The sequence below is a fragment of the Staphylococcus caprae genome (assembly GCF_002902725.1).
Taxonomy (GTDB): domain Bacteria; phylum Bacillota; class Bacilli; order Staphylococcales; family Staphylococcaceae; genus Staphylococcus; species Staphylococcus caprae.
In genome coordinates, this window is sequence record NZ_PPRT01000038.1 from 1 (window position 1) to 20,688 (window position 20,688).

Genomic DNA, 20,688 nt, shown 5'->3' on the forward strand with positions numbered 1-20,688 from the left:
ATTTAATATATTTAGATTTGAGGTTGGGATATCGTTAGTTATCTCAGCCTTTTTAATATATTGGAAGTAGATATCTGAATTGCACGTGCACTTTTTAAACGCTTATTTTAGATTTATAACTCTAAAAAATATATAATGAATTTATTGTGGAAATCGATAGATAAAGGGGTAAAAGTTCAATGAAAATTTCAATAATTGCTGTAGGATCTGAATTACTTTTAGGCCAAATTGCTAATACAAATGGTCAATATCTTTCTAAACTTTTCAATAGTATTGGTAAAAGTGTTGTTGAGCATACAGTTATTGGTGATAATCCTAAAAGATTAGAATATATTATCAAACAAGGTCTAGAGCGTTTTGATACACTAGTTTTAACTGGAGGATTAGGTCCTACAAAAGATGATTTAACAAAACATACTGTAGCGAAAGTATTGGGCAGAGAATTAGTTACTGATGAATCATCTTTAAGTTACATTGAAAGTTATTTTAGAGAACAAGGTCAGGAGATGACTCCAAATAATAAACAACAAGCTTTAGTCATTGAAGGTTCTAAAGTATTACCTAATAAAACAGGTATGGCACCAGGTATGTTAGTAGAAAAAGAAGATAAAAAAGTTGTGCTATTACCTGGTCCACCTAAAGAAATGAAACCCATGGCTAAAAATGAGCTATTGCCTTACTTATTAGATGATGACAGGGTTATCTTTTCAGAATTATTAAGATTTGCGGGTATTGGTGAATCTAAAGTTGAAACAATATTGATGGATCTTATAGACAATCAGTCAAACCCAACTATCGCACCTTTAGCAGGGACACACGAAGTATACATTAGATTAACAGCTAACGCAGATACGCAAACAGAATGTGAGAAACTCATCCAACCTATTAAGAAGGAAATCCTTAATCGAATAGGAGAATATTACTTTGGATCGGATGATATTACGATTGAAGAATCGGTTATGTCTAAGGTGAAACGTACATTCGCAATATACGATGGTGTAACCAATGGTGCGCTATATACAAGGCTGAAAAATGTAGATACAGACAATTTACTTAAAGGCATTTTACCGCATAGTTCTGTTTTTGTAGAAAATGATGAAAACATACATGCTCAGCTTTTAAGTGCAGCTCAATATGTAAGAGATTTATATCAAACAGAATTGGGTATTGTGTTATTAAATAAAGACGGAGAGGTATATTTAGCGATATATGATGGTGAAAACTTGAATATAGATACCTTCAAAATGGCTCAAAGTCGAAATTTATTAAGAAACAGAAGTCAAAATTATGCGATGATAAGATTATTAAAATGGTTCGAACAACAAGAATAATTCATTTTTAGTGCAAAATATAAGTACGTTTGTTCGTTTCTGTTCTGGTAAAATCACAAATTACACGAACAAATATTCGCAAAATGCTTGTGTTTTGATTTGATAGCTTGTATAGTAAGGGTAAGATATTAAACAGATTACTTTCTGAATTAGGAGGTCTCGCTTTGGATAACGAACGTCAAAAAGCTTTAGATACAGTAATAAAAAATATGGAGAAATCATTTGGTAAAGGTGCAGTAATGAAATTAGGCGATAATAAAGGTCGCAGAGTCTCAAGCACATCAAGTGGTTCTGTCACAGTGGATAACGCACTAGGAGTAGGTGGTTATCCTAAAGGAAGAATTATTGAAATATATGGACCTGAAAGTTCAGGTAAAACAACTGTAGCATTACATGCAATTGCAGAAGTACAAAAAAATGGAGGCGTAGCAGCTTTCATTGATGCTGAACATGCGCTTGACCCTGTTTATGCTCAAGCATTAGGTGTAGATATTGATAATCTTTATTTATCTCAACCTGATCACGGTGAACAAGGTCTAGAAATTGCTGAAGCTTTTGTTCGAAGCGGTGCCGTTGATATTGTAGTTGTCGATTCTGTAGCTGCCTTAACACCGAAAGCTGAAATTGAAGGTGAAATGGGAGATACGCATGTCGGCTTACAAGCAAGATTAATGTCTCAAGCGTTAAGAAAATTATCAGGTGCAATTTCTAAATCTAATACAACTGCAATCTTTATTAACCAAATTCGTGAGAAAGTTGGTGTTATGTTCGGTAACCCTGAAACAACACCAGGCGGTCGTGCATTAAAATTCTATAGTTCTGTACGTTTAGAAGTAAGAAGAGCAGAACAATTAAAACAAGGTCAAGATATTGTAGGTAACAGAACAAAAATTAAAGTTGTTAAAAATAAAGTTGCACCACCTTTCAGAGTGGCAGAAGTTGATATCATGTATGGTCAAGGTATCTCTAAAGAAGGAGAATTAATTGACTTAGGTGTCGAAAACGACATTGTAGATAAATCTGGTGCATGGTACTCATATAATGGGGAAAGAATGGGCCAAGGTAAGGAAAATGTTAAAAACTACTTAAAAGAAAATCCTCAAATTAAAGAAGAAATTGATCGCAAACTACGTGAAAAATTAGGTATCTTTGATGGAGATGTTGAAGAAACTGAATCTGAAGAAGATACGCCTAAAACTTTATTTGATGAAGAGTAATCTATTCACATAACATAGAAAACGTTGAAATGGATGGCTAAATGGCTGTCCATTTTTTTATTAAAAATTGGTTAATTCTAATATTAACTATGAAGCTTTCAAATGAGGTATAGTGCAATTTCATATCTTGACACTTCTCTGTCGAAAAACGTACAATTAGTGTGTATGATTCTTATATAATTTCATATAATCATATTGATTTTGATATACAGAGCAAACCCTAGATAAAGGAGGTGTTTATGTGAATTTATTAAGCCTCCTACTCATTTTGCTGGGGATTATTCTAGGCGTTGTTGTAGGGTATGTCGTTGCCCGAAATTTATTACACCAAAAACAAGTTCAATCGAGACAAACTGCCGAAGATATTGTCAATCATGCTAACAAAGAAGCTGACAATATTAAGAAAGAAAAATTACTAGAGGCAAAAGAAGAAAACCAAATTTTAAGAGAACAAGCAGAAAGTGAACTGCGTGAAAGACGTGGTGAACTTCAAAGACAAGAAACCCGACTTCTTCAAAAAGAAGAGAACTTGGATCGAAAATCTGATCTATTAGATAAAAAAGATGAGATTTTAGAACAGAAAGAATCAAAACTTGAAGAAAGACAACAACAAGTAGATGCAAAAGAGAGTAGTGTTCAAACATTAATAATGAAGCATGAACAAGAATTAGAACGCATCTCCGGTCTCACTCAAGAAGAAGCTGTAAACGAACAACTTCACAGAGTTGAAGAAGAACTGTCACAAGATATTGCAATACTTGTTAAAGAAAAAGAAAAAGAAGCGAAAGAAAAAGTAGATAAAACAGCAAAAGAATTACTTGCCACTACAGTACAAAGATTAGCAGCCGATCATACAACTGAGTCAACCGTTTCAGTTGTTAATTTACCTAATGATGAGATGAAAGGTCGAATTATTGGTAGAGAAGGTCGAAATATTCGTACATTAGAAACGCTTACTGGTATAGATTTAATTATTGATGATACACCAGAAGCGGTTATTTTATCAGGCTTTGATCCAATTCGACGTGAAATAGCTAGAACAGCGTTAGTGAATTTAGTTTCAGATGGTCGTATCCATCCTGGACGTATTGAAGATATGGTCGAAAAAGCTAGAAAAGAAGTTGACGATATCATTAGAGATGCTGGTGAACAAGCTACATTCGAAATAAATGTTCATAATATGCATCCGGATTTAGTTAAAATACTTGGTAGATTAAATTACCGTACTAGTTACGGTCAAAATGTTCTTAAACATTCTATTGAAGTGGCGCATCTCTCTGGCATGTTAGCAGCTGAGTTAGATGAAGATATCACTTTAGCCAAACGTGCTGGTTTACTTCATGATGTTGGTAAAGCAATTGACCACGAAGTAGAGGGAAGTCACGTAGAAATAGGTGTTGAATTAGCTAAGAAATACGGTGAAAATGAAACAGTAATTAATGCGATACACTCACATCATGGCGATGTAGAACCGACTTCTATAATTTCTATATTAGTTGCGGCGGCTGATGCTTTATCAGCAGCTCGACCAGGTGCACGTAAAGAAACACTTGAAAACTATATTAGAAGATTAGAAAGACTAGAAGCGTTATCTGAAAGTTATGATGGAGTTGAGAAAGCATTTGCAATTCAAGCAGGTAGAGAAATAAGAGTCGTTGTCTCACCTGAAGAAATTGATGATTTAAAATCATATAGATTGGCTAGAGATATCAAAAATCAAATCGAAGAAGAATTACAATATCCTGGTCACATCAAAGTGACAGTTGTTCGCGAGACTAGAGCAGTAGAATATGCAAAATAATTTATTAGAGCCACTTACCGATTCATCGGTTAGTGGCTCTTATGCTTGAAGCGCAGATTCAAGTATTACCAAAAGCTTACCGATTCATCGGTTAGTGGCTCTTATGCTTGAAGCGCAGATTCAAGTATAATGAAGTGAGTGACATTTAATTTTAATTTCAATTTCAGACAAATACTTAAGGGTATGTATGAGTCTTAAAAAAATTAAAATTAAAAAATACATAAAAAACCTGCCAATAAAGTCGAAAAAGACATTACTGACAGGTTGATTTTAAATTACAATGTTTATAGTTGATATATCAATTTGAAATTATTTTAATTGTAAATCTGCATCATTAATTTCTCTAATGATTTCAGCTGTGTCATAACAATTAGTAGCTATGTTAGAGTATCTCTCAGCTAAACGGTAAGCGTTAATATATAAAGTTAAACTTTCTTTAGCGATATCTTCAGGCTCATCTGATTTAGCTGGATTAGAACTTACTACTAATTCTGCAAATTTTTCAGGATCAATATTAATAGACATGTGTTATATACAACTCCTAGAATTTTATTAACTTCATACTAACATAATTAATAAATTCGAAAAAGAAAAGTCTTTTAATATTCAGAATAATTAATTTGTACTGAATACTTTAATTATAGAACGGTATCTATTAAACTATTTTTATGAGAGGATGAACGATTTATGAGAATATTGTTTATCGGGGATATCGTTGGTAAAATCGGCAGAAATGCGATTTCCACATATCTACCTAAAATCAAACAAAGCTATCACCCGACAGTATCCATTGTAAATGCCGAAAATGCAGCACATGGAAAAGGACTCACTGAGAAAATATATAAGCAATTGTTAAGAGAAGGCGTAGATTTCATGACGATGGGTAATCATACATATGGTCAAAGAGAGATTTACGAATTTATTGATAATGCGAATCGCATGGTAAGGCCTGCTAATTTTCCGGAAGAAGCACCAGGAGTTGGCATGCGTTTTATTCAAATCAATGAAATTAAATTAGCAATTATTAATTTACAAGGGCGTACATTTATGCAAGATATTGATGATCCATTTAAGAAAGCTGATCAACTTATCGAAGAAGCAAGACAAGTGACACCTTATATCTTCGTAGACTTTCATGCCGAAACGACTTCCGAGAAAAATGCTATGGGATGGTATTTAGATGGAAGAGTTAGTGCAGTCGTGGGTACGCATACACATATACAAACTTCTGATAACCGTGTTTTACCTAAGGGAACAGGTTACATTACTGATGTAGGTATGACAGGGTACTATGATGGTATATTAGGAATTAATCGAGACGAAGTCATTCATCGATTTATCACGAGCTTACCACAAAGACATGTCGTTCCAGATGAAGGCCGTAGCGTATTGTCTGGAGTAATTATTGATATAGATAAAGAAGGAAAGACAACTCAAATTGAAAGAATATTAATTAATGACGATCATCCTTTCCAAGGATAAAAGCCTATGATTACAACGTTTATAGGTTATCGTCCATTAGTATGAATTTAATTTTGTACCACTGTTTACATAGTAAAACGGTGGTTTCTTTTGTTAAAATTAATTATGAATTATAACCACAGGAGGCATGTGATATGAAATCACAAATATCATGGAAAGTGGGCGGACAACAAGGTGAAGGGATCGAATCCACTGGTGAAATCTTTGCCACCGCAATGAATAGAAAGGGATACTTTTTATACGGTTATAGACACTTTTCAAGCCGTATTAAAGGTGGCCATACGAATAATAAAATAAGAGTTTCAACTTCGCCTGTTCATGCAATAAGTGATGATTTAGATATTTTAGTTGCATTTGACCAAGAAACGATTGAGCTCAATCATCATGAAATGAGAAACGATAGTATTATCATTGCTGATTCTAAAGCTAAACCTGAAAAGCCGGAAGACTGCAAAGCACAACTTATTGATTTACCATTTACGAGTACTGCAAAAGAACTTGGTACAGCTCTCATGAAAAATATGGTCGCTATAGGTGCTACTTCAGCATTGATGAACTTAGATACTTCAACTTTTGAAGAATTAATTACTAATATGTTCTCTAAAAAAGGAGAAAAAGTAGTTGAAATGAATATCCAAGCATTAAATGAAGGATATCGTTTAATGCAAGCGCAATTAAATGCTATTGAAGGTGATTTTGAACTAGAGGAAAATAATGAAAATCCTCATTTATACATGGTAGGAAATGATGCTATTGGTTTAGGTGCTATTTCAGCAGGCTCTAAATTTATGGCTGCTTATCCAATTACACCTGCGTCTGAAATTATGGAGTATATGATTGCTAATTTACCTAAAGTAGGTGGTACTGTCATACAAACAGAGGATGAAATTGCAGCTGCAACAATGGCTATTGGTTCCAATTATGCTGGTGTGAGAGGATTTACTGCTAGTTCTGGTCCGGGATTATCACTAATGATGGAATCAATAGGGTTATCTGGTATGACTGAAACACCATTCGTTATTGTTAATACACAACGTGGAGGTCCTTCAACTGGTCTACCAACTAAACAAGAACAATCTGACTTAATGCAAATGATTTATGGTACACATGGTGATATTCCTAAAATAGTTGTTGCGCCTACAGATGCTGAAGATGCATTTTATCTTACTGTAGAGGCGTTTAATTTAGCTGAAGAATATCAATGTCCCGTTATTATTCTCAGTGACTTACAACTTTCTTTAGGTAAACAAACTGTTAAAGCGCTTGATTACAATAAGATTGAAATTAAACGTGGTGAATTACTTCAGTCTGATATTGAACGTGAGGAAGATGATAAGAGTTACTTCAGAAGATACGCATTAACTGGTAGTGGTATTTCTCCTCGTCCAATTCCAGGAGTTAAAGGCGGTATCCACCATATAACTGGGGTTGAACACAATGAAGAAGGTAAGCCTAGTGAAGCGGCTTCTAATCGCCAAGCTCAAATGGAAAAACGTATGCGTAAAACTGAAAATCTAGTTATCGAAAAACCTGTTGAATCAAATGAAAGACATGAACATGCCGACATTCTTTATATTGGATTTATTTCTAGTAAAGGAGCGATTATGGAAGGTTCCGAACGTCTTGAAGAACAAGGCATTAAAGTGAATACTTTACAAATTAGACAATTACATCCTTTCCCTAAAGATACGATTCAACAATCTATTGATAAAGCCTCTAAAGTAGTTGTAGCCGAGCATAACTACCAAGGACAATTATCTAATATTTTGAAAATGAATACCCAATTACAAGATAAATTAGTTAATCAAACTAAATATGACGGTACACCGTTCTTACCTCATGAAATTGAAGCAAAAGGTTTAGAAATAGTTAAGGAAATTAAGGAGTTGGTTTAATTGGCTACATTTAAAGATTTTAGAAACAATGTTAAGCCAAATTGGTGCCCAGGATGTGGTGATTTCTCAGTACAAGCTGCGATTCAAAAAGCTGCAGCCAATGTAGGCCTAGAACCAGAAGAGGTTGCAATTATAACTGGTATAGGTTGTTCTGGTAGGTTATCAGGTTATATTAAATCATATGGCGTTCATGCGATTCATGGACGTGCACTCCCTCTTGCCCAAGGCGTTAAAATGGCTAATAAAGATTTAACAGTAATTGCTTCAGGCGGAGATGGCGACGGATATGCCATCGGTATGGGACATACGATTCATGCATTAAGACGTAACATGAATATGACTTACATCGTTATGGATAACCAAATTTATGGTTTAACTAAAGGACAAACATCACCATCATCAGCAGTAGGATTTGTAACTAAAACTACACCTAAAGGAAATATTGAGAAAAACGTTGCACCACTAGAATTAGCGTTATCCTCTGGAGCAACTTTTGTAGCACAAGGTTTCTCAAGTGATATTAAAGCATTAACGAAATTGATTGAAGATGCTATTAACCATGATGGATTTTCATTTGTAAATGTCTTTTCACCATGTGTAACGTATAACAAAGTAAACACATATGATTGGTTCAAAGAACATTTAACTAATATTGATGACATTGAGAACTATGATACATCAGATAAGCAATTAGCTATGAAAACTGTTTTAGAACATGAATCATTAGTTAAAGGTATTGTATACCAAGATACTGAAACACCATCTTATGAATCACAAATTGACGAATTAGAGGATGAAGCTCTCGCTAAAAAGGATATTCATATATCAGAAGAGACATTTAATGATTTAACTGCGCAATTCGTATAAATTTTAAATTAACTGAGTGCTTTTTTGTGCGCTCAGTTTTTTTACACCAATTTTGAGATTTTAAAAAATCAATTAAAAGCGTTTAGATTATGTAAATCACTTTTCAAACTGAAAATTAGGGGAATGGATAACGTAAAAGTTGTTGTAGGGAGGTTACTATGGACAAATTTAAATCAATGAAAAAATTGGAAAAAAAGACAATTGAAAATGAAGATTGGGAGATTGAAATTGAAGATAAAGACAGTGATGTTTCGATATTAGCTATTCATGGGGGTGGAATTGAACCTGGTACAACTGAATTGGCTCAAGTTATTGCTGAGAAAGGTGGGTATAATTACTTTTCATTCAAAGGTATCCGTAGTAAAGGGAATAATGAATTACATGTCACTTCCATTCATTATGACAACCAACAAGCTTTAGATTTAGTGAAAAAAAGTGAAAGAGCAATAACAGTTCATGGATGTAAGGGTGAAGAGAGCGTAGTATATATAGGTGGCGATGATTATCAACTTATTGATATTTTAAGTGAAACTTTACAAGATATAGGTATTAAAGTCGAAGGGGCGCCACATACAATGGCTGGGACTCAAGATAGAAATATCACAAACCAAACTAAAAATGATGCAGGTGTACAATTAGAATTAACTTCTGAACTAAGAAAATCATTATTCGTTAATCATAAAAGTTCGCGTAAAAGTAGAGAAAATCGTGATAATTGGGGAGATTTAATGTATGATTTTGCTGACGCAACTTCTAAAGCAATTCAGCAGGTAAAGTGAAAAGTTAATAAAAAATGATACTTACTTTCAACATGTTAAAATAGGATTGTATTAATATTTTAACGAAGAGGAGTGTTTGTATAATGAATGATACATTGATGAGCGTACAAATTGTTCCGCGAACGCCTAACAACCAAGATGTGATTCCATATGTTGATGAAGCAATAAAAATTATTGATGAATCAGGTTTGCATTATAGAGTTGGACCATTAGAAACGACAGTTCAAGGTGATATGAGCGAATGTTTAATCTTAATTCAAAAACTTAATGAAAGAATGGTTGAATTAGAATGTCCAAGTATTATTAGCCAAGTTAAATTCTATCATGTGCCTGAAGGTATTGAGATAGAAACATTAACAGGTAAATATGATCAGGAATAAAGTTTTTCAATTAGTAGATGAAAATGAATAAATATAATAAATTTGTGGCGAGAGCATGGAATTAATCTTTTTTAAGTTTGATTTCGCGCTCTTTTTTTATAAAAATTTTTCAAAAGCATATGTCAGCGTCTTTTTGCACTTTAATCTTAAATTTAATATAATGAAATAATGATTATGGGCATATAGAAAGGATTTTTCAAAGTGAATGAAGAACAAAGAAAAGCTGGTACGATAAATATTTTAGCTGAACGTGATCGCAAAGCTGAAAAAGACTATAGCAAATACTTTGAACAAGTGTATCAACCGCCAAGTTTGAAAGAAGCAAAGAAACGTGGGAAACAAGAAGTACAATATAACAGAGATTTCCACATTGATGAAAAATATAAAGGTATGGGTAACGGACGAACATTTTTAATTAAAACGTATGGTTGCCAAATGAATGCACATGATACCGAAGTCATGGCGGGGATATTGAAAGCTTTAGGTTATAGTGCGACTTCAGATATTAATCAAGCTGACGTTATATTAATTAATACTTGTGCGATTCGTGAAAATGCAGAAAACAAAGTGTTTAGTGAGATTGGGAATTTAAAACATCTTAAAAAAGAACGCCCTGAGTGCCTAATTGGCGTTTGTGGTTGTATGTCTCAAGAAGAATCCGTAGTGAATAAGATTTTGAAATCTTATCAAAATGTAGATATGATTTTTGGTACACATAATATTCATCATTTGCCTGAAATTTTAGAAGAAGCTTATCTATCAAAAGCTATGGTAGTTGAAGTGTGGTCTAAAGAGGGTGATGTAATTGAAAACTTACCTAAAGTACGTGAAGGTAGCATCAAAGCTTGGGTGAATATCATGTATGGTTGCGATAAATTCTGTACATATTGTATTGTTCCATTTACAAGAGGTAAGGAACGTAGTCGTCGTCCTGAAGATATTATTAATGAAGTGAGAGAATTAGCTAGGGAAGGTTATCAAGAAATCACTTTACTAGGACAAAACGTTAACTCTTATGGTAAAGATATTGAAGGATTAGATTATGGTTTGGGTGACTTATTAGAGGACATCTCTAAAATTGATATTCCTAGAGTACGTTTTACTACAAGCCATCCTTGGGACTTTACAGATCGCATGATTGAAGTCATTGCTAATGGTGGTAATATCGTTCCACATATTCACTTGCCAGTTCAATCTGGTAATAACGCTGTTTTAAAAATTATGGGACGCAAATATACTAGAGAAAGTTATCTTGACTTAGTAAGTAGAATAAAAAATGCTATTCCTGATATTGCTCTAACCACAGATATCATCGTAGGTTATCCAAATGAAACAGAAGAACAATTTGAAGAAACATTATCACTATATGATGAAGTTGAATTTGAACATGCATATACTTATCTGTATTCACAAAGAGACGGTACACCAGCTGCAAAAATGAAAGATAACGTTCCAACTGAAGTTAAAAAGGAACGTCTACAAAGATTAAATAAAAAAGTTGGAGAGTACTCTCAAAAAGCAATGAGCCAATATGAAGGTGAAATTGTCACAGTACTATGTGAAGGTTCAAGTAAAAAAGATGATACTGTATTAGCTGGATACACTGCTAAGAATAAACTAGTAAACTTTAAAGCTCCAAAAGAAATGATTGGAAAACTTGTTGATGTGAAAATTGATGAAGCCAAACAGTACTCATTAAATGGAACTTTTGTTGGAGAACATCAAAGTGAGATGGTGGTTCAATAGTATGTATTCAAAAGAGGATATCTTAAAACATGCTTATACCCTTGCAAATCGAATTAATAATTTGGAGATTGTTAAAGATTACCAAACTATTGAAAAGCAAATCCATAATAATAAAACAATTGAAAATAAGATGAAAAATCTTAAAAAGCAACAAAAACAATCCGTTAATTTTCAAAATTATGGTAAAGATAACGCATTTCAGCAATCAGAGAATCAAATTCATCATATCGAAAATGAAATTAATCAATTGCCAATAGTTGAAGAATTCAGGTCAGCACAATATGATGCCAATGATTTGCTGCAGATGATGATTAAAACAATGGAAGACCGACTTAATGAACATAATGAACGAGAACATAAAGAGTAAATTCTAAATGAGGAGTAAATGCTATGAAAGTAAGGAAATTGACTATAACCGCAATTTTGATAGCTATTAATATAGTACTTAGTAGTCTTATCGTAATACCATTAGGACCGATTAAAGCAGCACCCGTTCAACATTTTATTAATGTATTATGTGCAGTCTTTGTTGGACCATGGTATGGCTTAGCTCAAGCATTTATTTCCTCAATTTTCAGAGTGAGTTTTGGCACAGGTAGTGTGTTTGCATTCCCGGGAAGCATGATTGGGGTATTCCTTTCTAGTTTATTTTATATGTATAGAAAACATATCTTTATGGCAGCTGTGGGAGAAGTATTGGGAACCGGAGTAATAGGAAGTTTAATGTGTATTCCTTTAGCATGGTTTATGAATTTTGATAACTTTTTAGTTAGACCATTAATGATAGCATTTATAGTTTCAAGTGTTATAGGTTCTTTAATAAGTTATATATTACTTATTGTTTTGAAAAGACGTGGTCTATTGGATAAATTTAATAAGAAATGATTTATTTACAGGTACGCTTTATTAGTGAGGGGTTAAATATTGGGGTTAAAACAATTTTGTCTCATGTTAAAGCGTACTTTTTTATACACTTTTTTGGTTAAGCGAGTTGTATTTATATATGTTAAAATGTATGAGTTAAAAGCGTATGTAAAAAATATTAAAATTAGAAAAATATTTATAAATAAGGGTTGTGAAAATAGAAATGGCTAATGTAACACCAATGATGCAACAATATTTAAAAATAAAATCTGAATATGACGATTGTTTATTATTTTTTAGACTCGGCGATTTCTATGAAATGTTCTTTGAAGATGCGAAAGAAGCTTCAAGAGTTCTTGAAATTACTTTAACAAAGAGAGATGCTAAAAAAGAAAATCCTATCCCTATGTGTGGCGTACCTTATCATTCAGCTGATAGCTATATTGAGACATTAATCAACAATGGTTATAAAGTTGCAATATGTGAACAAATGGAAGACCCTAAACAGACTAAAGGCATGGTAAAAAGAGAAGTTGTTAGAATTGTCACGCCGGGTACAGTGATGGAACAAGGCGGCGTGGACGAAAAGCAAAACAATTATATTTTAAGTTTTGTTAAAGAGGAAGTGTATGCATTAAGTTATTGTGATGTTTCTACCGGAGAACTTAAGGCTACTCATTTTCAAGATGAAGCAACATTACTGAATGAAATTACGACAATTAATCCTAATGAAATAGTTGTAAATGAAGAATTGCCAGAAGAATTAAAACGTCAAATAAGCATGACAACTGAAACAGTTACAGTACGTGAGAATATTTCAGAAATGCAGTATAACACTAACAAGTTAACTCATAATCAAATGTTCAAGTCCACACAATTATTGTTAGATTATATACATCATACTCAAAAAAGAGATTTATCACATATTGAAGAAGTAGCTGAATACGCGGCAATTGATTTTATGAAAATGGATTTCTATGCTAAGCGAAATTTAGAGCTAACTGAAAGCATTAGACTTAAATCGAAAAAAGGTACATTACTTTGGTTAATGGATGAAACAAAAACGCCAATGGGTGCAAGACGACTGAAGCAATGGGTTGATCGACCTTTAATCAACAAAAATCAAATTAACGAAAGATTGAACATCGTAGAGGAATTTATCAATCGTTTTATTGAGAGAGATACACTACGTAATTATTTAAATCAAGTTTATGACATTGAACGATTAGTGGGTAGAGTCAGTTATGGTAATGTGAATGCAAGAGACTTGATACAACTCAAACATTCGATTTCAGAAATTCCTAATATTAAAGCATTGCTCAACGAATTAGATGCTCAGACCACATCACAATTTAGTGATTTAGAACCCCTCGATGATCTTTTAGAACTTTTAGATGAGAGTTTAGTCGAAGAACCACCTATTTCAGTCAAAGATGGTGGTCTATTTAAGACTGGATTTAATGAGCAATTAGATGAGTATTTAGAAGCTTCTAAGAATGGTAAAACTTGGTTAGCAGAGTTACAAGCGAAAGAACGTGCTCGCACAGGAATTAAGTCTTTAAAAATTAGTTTTAATAAAGTTTTTGGATACTTTATTGAAATTACTCGTGCAAATCTACAAGGGTTTGAACCTAGTGAATTTGGTTATAATCGCAAACAAACATTGTCCAACGCCGAACGTTTTATAACGGATGAACTTAAAGAAAAAGAAGACATTATTTTAGGAGCAGAAGATAAAGCAATTGAATTAGAATATCAATTATTTGTTAAATTAAGAGAACATATTAAAACGTATACTGAAAGACTACAAAAACAAGCAAAAATTATTTCTGAATTAGATTGTTTGCAAAGTTTCGCAGAAATTGCTCAAAAATATAATTATGTACGACCTTCGTTTAGTGATGATAAAACATTAAAATTAGAAAACTCTAGACACCCGGTTGTAGAGCGCGTGATGGATCATAATGATTATGTTCCAAATGATTGCAATCTAGACGATGACACATTCATTTATCTTATTACAGGACCAAATATGTCTGGTAAATCTACGTATATGAGACAGGTTGCTATTATTAGTATCATGGCTCAAATGGGTGCCTATGTACCATGTGATTACGCTATATTACCTGTATTTGATCAAATTTTCACTAGGATTGGTGCTGCAGATGATTTAGTATCAGGTAAAAGTACCTTCATGGTAGAAATGTTAGAGGCGCAAAAGGCTTTAACTTATGCTACTGAGAATAGTCTAATTATTTTTGATGAGATTGGTAGAGGAACATCTACATATGATGGGCTAGCTCTAGCTCAAGCCATGATTGAATACGTCGCTCAAACTTCTCATGCTAAAACACTATTTTCAACGCATTATCATGAATTGACCACCTTAGATCAAATGCTTCCATGTTTAAAGAACGTGCACGTGGCTGCTAACGAATATAAGGGAGAACTCATTTTCTTGCATAAAGTTAAAGATGGTGCGGTCGATGACAGTTACGGTATTCAAGTTGCGAAACTTGCTGATTTACCAGAAGAAGTGATTAATAGAGCTCAAATTATACTCGATGAATTTGAACAAAAACCTTCAGATCAAATCATGCCTAATGAATTATCTCAAGATAATCATGAAGATAGTCTTTCTACTAATGAAAGTAATAATTCTATTAATACTGAAAAAACAATAAATTTTAAAAATGATTTTGAACAAGCCACATTTGATTTATTTGAAAATAATGATCAACAAAGTGAAATTGAATTAGAAATTAAAAATTTAAACTTATCCAATATGACGCCTATAGAAGCACTTGTGAAATTGAGTGATTTACAGAAACAATTAAGATAGAGGTAGGTGTAAACAATGGGAAAAATAAAAGAATTACAAACCTCTTTGGCTAATAAAATCGCAGCTGGAGAAGTCGTGGAACGACCAAGTTCTGTAGTTAAAGAATTGTTAGAAAATGCCATAGATGCTGAATCTACTGAAATTAATGTTGAAGTGGAACAATCAGGTGTTGCTTCAATTAGAGTAGTAGATAATGGGACTGGTATTGAACAAGATGATTTAGGCTTAGTTTTCCATCGACATGCAACTAGTAAAATAGATGCTGATGATGATTTATTTCATATCAGAACATTAGGATTTCGTGGCGAAGCTTTAGCAAGTATTTCTTCAGTGGCAAAAGTTACATTGAAAACGTGTACTGATAATGAAAATGGCTTTGAAGTATATGCAGAGAACGGAGAAATTATTAACAGTAAGCCAGCTAAAGCTAAAAAAGGAACAGATATTCTAGTAGAATCGTTATTCTATAATACGCCAGCACGTCTGAAATATATTAAAAGTCTATATACCGAATTAGGAAAGATTACAGATATAGTAAATAGAATGGCGATGAGTCACCCTGATATTAGGATTTCTTTAGTGTCAGATGGTAAAACCTTAATTAGTACGAATGGATCAGGTCGTACAAATGAAGTGATGGCAGAAATTTACGGTATGAAAGTTGCTAAAGACTTAGTTCACATTTCTGGAGACACAAGCGATTATCATCTTGAAGGTTTCGTAGCTAAACCTGAACATTCAAGAAGTAATAAGCATTATATTTCAATTTTTATCAATGGTCGGTACATTAAAAATTTCTTGCTAAATAAAGCTATTATCGAGGGTTACCATACGTTACTGACAATTGGGAGATATCCGATTTGCTACATTAATATTCAAATGGACCCTATATTAGTGGATGTCAATGTACATCCTACTAAACTTGAAGTACGTTTATCTAAAGAAGAACAGCTATTTGCTCTAATTGTAGAAAAAATTAGAGAGGCGTTTAAAGACAGAATATTAATTCCTCAAAATGATTTAGACCGTTCACCTAAAAAGAATAAAGTTCTTGAATCATTTGAACAGCAGAAAATGGATTTTGAAAAAAGAAATAATTCTAATGCGTCTAATCAATCAGCTTCATCATATCAATCTTCTGAAAATGGATATCGTTCGGATAACGATGATTCGGTAGTAAATGAAGATTCGGGCCAAAAATATGAATACGACAACTCGACGATTGATGTAGATAATTCTAATTCTAATTCTGATTCCTCTCAATATATACAACGTACGAGTGAAGATAATTACTTCCAAAATCAGAAAGATATTCTAAATGAAATTGAAAATGATCAATATAATGAGTTAGATTCATCATCTGCAAAAGAAGATGATATTAAAGGTACCATAAGTAAATCGCCTCATCGCCGTGTTCCATATATGGAAGTTGTCGGACAAGTACATGGCACATATATCATTGCTCAAAATGAAAATGGAATGTTTATGATTGACCAACACGCAGCGCAAGAAAGAATTAAGTACGAATACTTTAGAGAGAAAATTGGCGAAGTTACCAATGAAGTCCAAAATCTATTGATTCCGCTTACGTTCCATTTTTCAAAAGATGAGCAAATGATTATCGATCAATATCAAGACGAATTAGATAGAGTTGGTGTACATCTAGAACACTTTGGCGGACATGATTATATTGTAAATAGTTATCCTGTCTGGTTCCCTAAAGGCGATGCTGAAGAAATTATTAAAGATATGATTAATTTAGTATTAGAACATAAAAAAGTAGACGTTAAAAAAATACGAGAAGAAGTTGCAATCATGATGTCTTGTAAAAAGTCTATTAAAGCAAATCATTACTTGAAAAATAATGAAATGTCAGATTTAATTGATCAACTTAGAGAAGCTGAAGATCCATTTACTTGTCCTCATGGCAGACCGATTATTATCAATTTTTCAAATTATGAACTCGAAAAACTATTTAAACGAGTGATGTAGAGGAGCTGCTATCTTGAAAGAAAATATTTTGCCAGCGATCAGAAATATGAGAGATCTTGAAAGATTAACAAAGACAGATTATAAAGCTTGTGTATTATTAGATATGCACATTGGCCATTTGAAAAGTATAATGGAACTATTAAAACGTCAAGGTATAGCATGCTATATTCATATTGATTTAATAAAAGGTTTAAGTCATGATGAATTTGCGTGTGAATATATCATTCAACAATATAAGCCCAAAGGTATTGTTTCAACTAAAACAAAGGTTATTAGAAAAGCCAAATCTCTAAATACCTTAACAATCTTTAGAGTATTTATTATAGATAGTCAGGCGTTAACGAGAAGTATTGAATTAATCAAGAAAGTTGAGCCTGATTTCGTAGAAGTGTTACCCGGTATTGCAAGTAAAGCAGTGAACCAAATTCAAAAAGAAACTTCAACACCGGTAATTGCAGGCGGTTTAATTAATGATGAAAATGAAGTACAAGAAGCCGTTTCAAGTGGTGCGAAATATGTAACCACAAGCTATCAAAAACTTTGGTAAATGATAATAACCAAAAAGGTGAGAGTGTGTGATATTTGAAAGGATCTACTCATTTTAAATATCACACATTCTTTTTTTACTTTAAAATTTAAAATCAAAAATATAAATTTCTCGAAAATTTAGTTACTAGGATATAAATAAATGCTAGCTATATTTATAATTCTAAATACTAATTATGACAAATTTTTTACAAAGTTATTGACAACGCTTACAAGTCGATAGTAAAATTATATCAATTTTAAAAGTTAATATTAGAACAGAGACTGGGAGATTTCTACAAGCTTAATATCGCTAACGTAGGGGTCTCTCTGTTTTTTGGGAGGAAATGATATGAATGCATATTTAGCAGAATTTTTAGGTACTGCAATTTTAATTCTTTTCGGAGGTGGCGTTTGTGCAAACGTTAATTTGAAAAGAAGTGCTGGCAACAATGCAGATTGGATTGTAATCGCTGCAGGTTGGGGTCTAGCCGTATCAATGGGCGTATATGCCGTAGGTAAATTCTCTGGCGCACATTTAAATCCAGCTGTTACAATTGCACTTGCAATGGATGGCGGATTCAGTTGGGCACAAGTTCCTGGTTATATTGTTTGCCAAATGTTAGGTGGTATCGTCGGTGGTGCACTTGTGTGGTTAATGTATTTACCACATTGGAAAGCTACTGAAGAGCCAGAAGTCAAATTAGGCGTGTTCTCTACAGCACCTGGAATTAAAAACTATTTTGCTAACTTCTTAAGTGAAATTATTGGTACAATGGCTCTAACTTTAGGCATATTATTCATCGGTGTTAATAAAATTGCTGATGGATTAAATCCACTTATTGTAGGTGCTTTAATTGTAGCAATTGGTTTAAGTTTAGGGGGACCTACAGGTTATGCGATTAACCCTGCTCGAGATTTAGGTCCTCGTATTGCACATGCTATTTTACCTATCGCAGGTAAAGGTCATTCTAACTGGTCATACGCTATTGTGCCTGTATTAGGTCCAATTGCTGGTGGTATGCTGGGCGCTGTGGTTTACGAAGTGTTTTATAAACAAACATTTAACGTGAGTTGTGCAGTTGGAATCGTCTTAGTTGTTATTACTTTAGTATTAGGATTAATTATTAATAAATCCTCTAAAAAAGGTGACATCGAATCTATTTACTAATTGATAGGGATAATTGAAGGATAATTTTAAAATATCGGGATTAAATTACCTCAATTTTGTGTATAGATGTAATGGTTGATACTTTTTTAATGAAATTTTAAATACCAACTTTACTTTATTACTTATTATTAATTACATCAAAAGGAGTCAAAACCTATGGAAAAATATATTTTATCAATCGATCAGGGAACTACAAGTTCACGTGCGATTCTTTTCAACAAAGATGGAGAAATTAAAGGTGTTTCTCAACGTGAGTTTAAACAACATTTTCCACAATCAGGTTGGGTAGAACATGATGCAAATGAAATTTGGACTTCTGTGCTGTCAGTGATGGCTGAAGTAATGAATGAAAATGACATTCAAGCTAACCAAATTGAAGGGATTGGTATTACAAATCAACGTGAAACGACTGTTGTTTGGGATAAGAATACAGGACGTCCGATTTATCATGCAATTGTATGGCAATCTCGTCAAACACAAGATATTTGTACAGAATTGAAAGACCAAGGATACGAAGAAACATTTAGAGACAAAACTGGTCTATTGTTAGATCCATACTTTGCAGGTACTAAAGTGAAGTGGATTCTTGACCATGTTGATGGCGCAAGAGAAAAAGCTGAAAATGGCGATTTATTATTTGGAACAATTGATTCTTGGTTAGTATGGAAATTATCTGGTAAAGAAGCACATATTACTGATTATACAAATGCAAGTCGTACATTAATGTTTAATATTCATGATTTAAAATGGGACGATGAATTATTAGAAATTTTAGATGTTCCAAAACAAATGCTTCCAGAAGTAAAAGAATCTAGTGAAATTTACGCCAAAACTATCGATTATCACTTCTTTGGACAAGAAGTTCCTATTGCAGGCATTGCTGGTGACCAACAAGCAGCATTATTTGGTCAAGCTTGTTTCGACCGCGGTGACGTGAAAAACACTTACGGGACTGGTGGATTCATGTTAATGAATACTGGTGAAGAAGCGGTTAAATCTGAAAGTGGTTTATTGACAACAATTGCATATGGTCTTGATGGCAAAGTCAATTATGCGCTTGAAGGTTCAATCTTCGTTTCAGGTTCAGCAATTCAGTGGTTGCGTGATGGTTTAAGAATGATCAATTCTGCACCTCAAACTGAAAATTATGCTTCACGTGTAGATTCAACTGAAGGTGTTTATATGGTTCCAGCATTTGTTGGTTTAGGTACGCCATATTGGGATTCAGATGCAAGAGGCGCTTTCTTTGGTTTAACACGTGGTACTGAAAAAGAACATTTCATCCGTGCAACGTTAGAATCACTATGTTATCAAACTCGTGATGTTATGGAAGCAATGTCTAAAGACTCAGGTATTGAAGTTCAAAACTTACGTGTCGATGGTGGCGCAGTTAAAAATAACTTCTTAATGCAATTCCAAGCTGATATCGTAAATTCAGCAGTTGAAAGACCAGAAATTCAAGAGACTACAGCATTAGGTGCTGCTTATTTAGCAGGATTAGCAGTAGGATTCTGGGACAATAAAGAAGATATCAGAGAACGTTGGAAACTTGAAACCGAGTTTGAACCAAAAATGGAAGAAGAACAACGTACTAAGTTATATAAAGGCTGGAAAAAAGCTGTAGAAGCAACACAAGTATTCAAATTAGAAGATTAAGCAAAAATTTTGAAGTAAGCGTGAGCATTAAATGGACTTGATTTTCTTAAGTGTGTTATACTGAATTTAAGTTAATAAGAAAATCGAGAAACGAGAGATCTGTTCGTACAAAACAATTAAATGTTTTTGTGGGATAGGTG

Annotated in this window: 17 protein-coding genes; 16 read left to right on the plus strand and 1 reads right to left on the minus strand. The window is 33.3% G+C overall.

Features of this window, described 5'->3' with window-relative positions; translation table 11 throughout:
• Positions 1-179: 179 nt before the first annotated feature.
• From CD155_RS07995 to rny, 3 genes are all read left to right on the plus strand, one after another.
• Positions 180-1,331 carry a CinA family nicotinamide mononucleotide deamidase-related protein gene (locus CD155_RS07995; protein ID WP_103213015.1) on the plus strand — a complete coding sequence of 384 codons (1,152 nt, stop codon included), beginning with the start codon at positions 180-182 and terminating at the stop codon, positions 1,329-1,331.
• A 164-nt stretch (positions 1,332-1,495) separates the two neighbouring features.
• Positions 1,496-2,548 (plus strand): recombinase RecA, encoded by a 1,053-nt coding sequence (gene recA / locus CD155_RS08000; protein WP_037541417.1) that lies wholly within the window; start codon positions 1,496-1,498, stop codon positions 2,546-2,548.
• A 241-nt stretch (positions 2,549-2,789) separates the two neighbouring features.
• A complete protein-coding gene (rny, locus tag CD155_RS08005) occupies positions 2,790-4,349 on the plus strand; it encodes a ribonuclease Y (RefSeq protein ID WP_002442608.1) in 1,560 nt (519 codons plus the stop codon).
• A gap of 309 nt (positions 4,350-4,658) precedes the next feature.
• Here rny and CD155_RS08010 read toward each other — a convergent pair whose 3' ends face one another.
• Positions 4,659-4,874, minus strand: a complete 216-nt coding sequence (locus CD155_RS08010; RefSeq protein ID WP_002442610.1) for a hypothetical protein — start codon at positions 4,872-4,874, stop codon at positions 4,659-4,661.
• 162 nt (positions 4,875-5,036) lie between these two features.
• Here CD155_RS08010 and CD155_RS08015 point away from each other — a divergent pair, with 162 nt between their 5' ends.
• The 13 genes from CD155_RS08015 (at position 5,037) to glpK (ending at position 20,548) form a co-directional block, all read left to right on the plus strand.
• On the plus strand, positions 5,037-5,831 hold the full coding sequence (locus tag CD155_RS08015) for a TIGR00282 family metallophosphoesterase (RefSeq protein ID WP_044466279.1): 795 nt from the start codon (positions 5,037-5,039) through the stop codon (positions 5,829-5,831).
• Between the two features lie 134 nt (positions 5,832-5,965).
• The gene (locus tag CD155_RS08020) at positions 5,966-7,726 is read left to right on the plus strand and encodes a 2-oxoacid:acceptor oxidoreductase subunit alpha (protein ID WP_070831569.1); all 1,761 of its coding nucleotides are present in this window, start codon (positions 5,966-5,968) and stop codon (positions 7,724-7,726) included.
• Entirely contained in the window at positions 7,727-8,593 is an 867-nt protein-coding gene (locus CD155_RS08025; protein WP_002442615.1) for a 2-oxoacid:ferredoxin oxidoreductase subunit beta, read from the plus strand. It begins immediately after the preceding gene.
• Between the two features lie 158 nt (positions 8,594-8,751).
• Positions 8,752-9,372: a poly-gamma-glutamate hydrolase family protein gene (locus tag CD155_RS08030; RefSeq protein WP_103213016.1), complete on the plus strand. Its 621-nt coding sequence runs from the start codon at positions 8,752-8,754 to the stop codon at positions 9,370-9,372.
• 83 nt (positions 9,373-9,455) lie between these two features.
• Complete coding sequence (locus tag CD155_RS08035) at positions 9,456-9,752, plus strand: thiamine-binding protein (RefSeq protein WP_002442618.1); 297 nt, start codon at positions 9,456-9,458, stop codon at positions 9,750-9,752.
• Between the two features lie 201 nt (positions 9,753-9,953).
• Positions 9,954-11,498, plus strand: coding sequence for a tRNA (N6-isopentenyl adenosine(37)-C2)-methylthiotransferase MiaB (gene miaB, locus CD155_RS08040; RefSeq protein WP_002442620.1), 1,545 nt, complete (start codon positions 9,954-9,956; stop codon positions 11,496-11,498).
• Between the two features lies 1 nt (position 11,499).
• Positions 11,500-11,865 carry a YlbF/YmcA family competence regulator gene (locus CD155_RS08045; protein WP_103213017.1) on the plus strand — a complete coding sequence of 122 codons (366 nt, stop codon included), beginning with the start codon at positions 11,500-11,502 and terminating at the stop codon, positions 11,863-11,865.
• A 23-nt stretch (positions 11,866-11,888) separates the two neighbouring features.
• A complete protein-coding gene (gene thiW, locus CD155_RS08050; protein ID WP_002442623.1) occupies positions 11,889-12,383 on the plus strand; it encodes an energy coupling factor transporter S component ThiW in 495 nt (164 codons plus the stop codon).
• A 202-nt stretch (positions 12,384-12,585) separates the two neighbouring features.
• Positions 12,586-15,204: a DNA mismatch repair protein MutS gene (gene mutS, locus CD155_RS08055; RefSeq protein WP_103213018.1), complete on the plus strand. Its 2,619-nt coding sequence runs from the start codon at positions 12,586-12,588 to the stop codon at positions 15,202-15,204.
• A 15-nt stretch (positions 15,205-15,219) separates the two neighbouring features.
• A complete protein-coding gene (mutL, locus tag CD155_RS08060; RefSeq protein WP_103213019.1) occupies positions 15,220-17,196 on the plus strand; it encodes a DNA mismatch repair endonuclease MutL in 1,977 nt (658 codons plus the stop codon).
• Between the two features lie 13 nt (positions 17,197-17,209).
• A complete protein-coding gene (locus CD155_RS08065) occupies positions 17,210-17,743 on the plus strand; it encodes a glycerol-3-phosphate responsive antiterminator (protein ID WP_037541419.1) in 534 nt (177 codons plus the stop codon).
• A gap of 330 nt (positions 17,744-18,073) precedes the next feature.
• Positions 18,074-18,892 carry an MIP/aquaporin family protein gene (locus tag CD155_RS08070; RefSeq protein ID WP_037541420.1) on the plus strand — a complete coding sequence of 273 codons (819 nt, stop codon included), beginning with the start codon at positions 18,074-18,076 and terminating at the stop codon, positions 18,890-18,892.
• Between the two features lie 156 nt (positions 18,893-19,048).
• Entirely contained in the window at positions 19,049-20,548 is a 1,500-nt protein-coding gene (gene glpK, locus CD155_RS08075) for a glycerol kinase GlpK (protein ID WP_002442632.1), read from the plus strand.
• Positions 20,549-20,688: the final 140 nt, after the last annotated feature.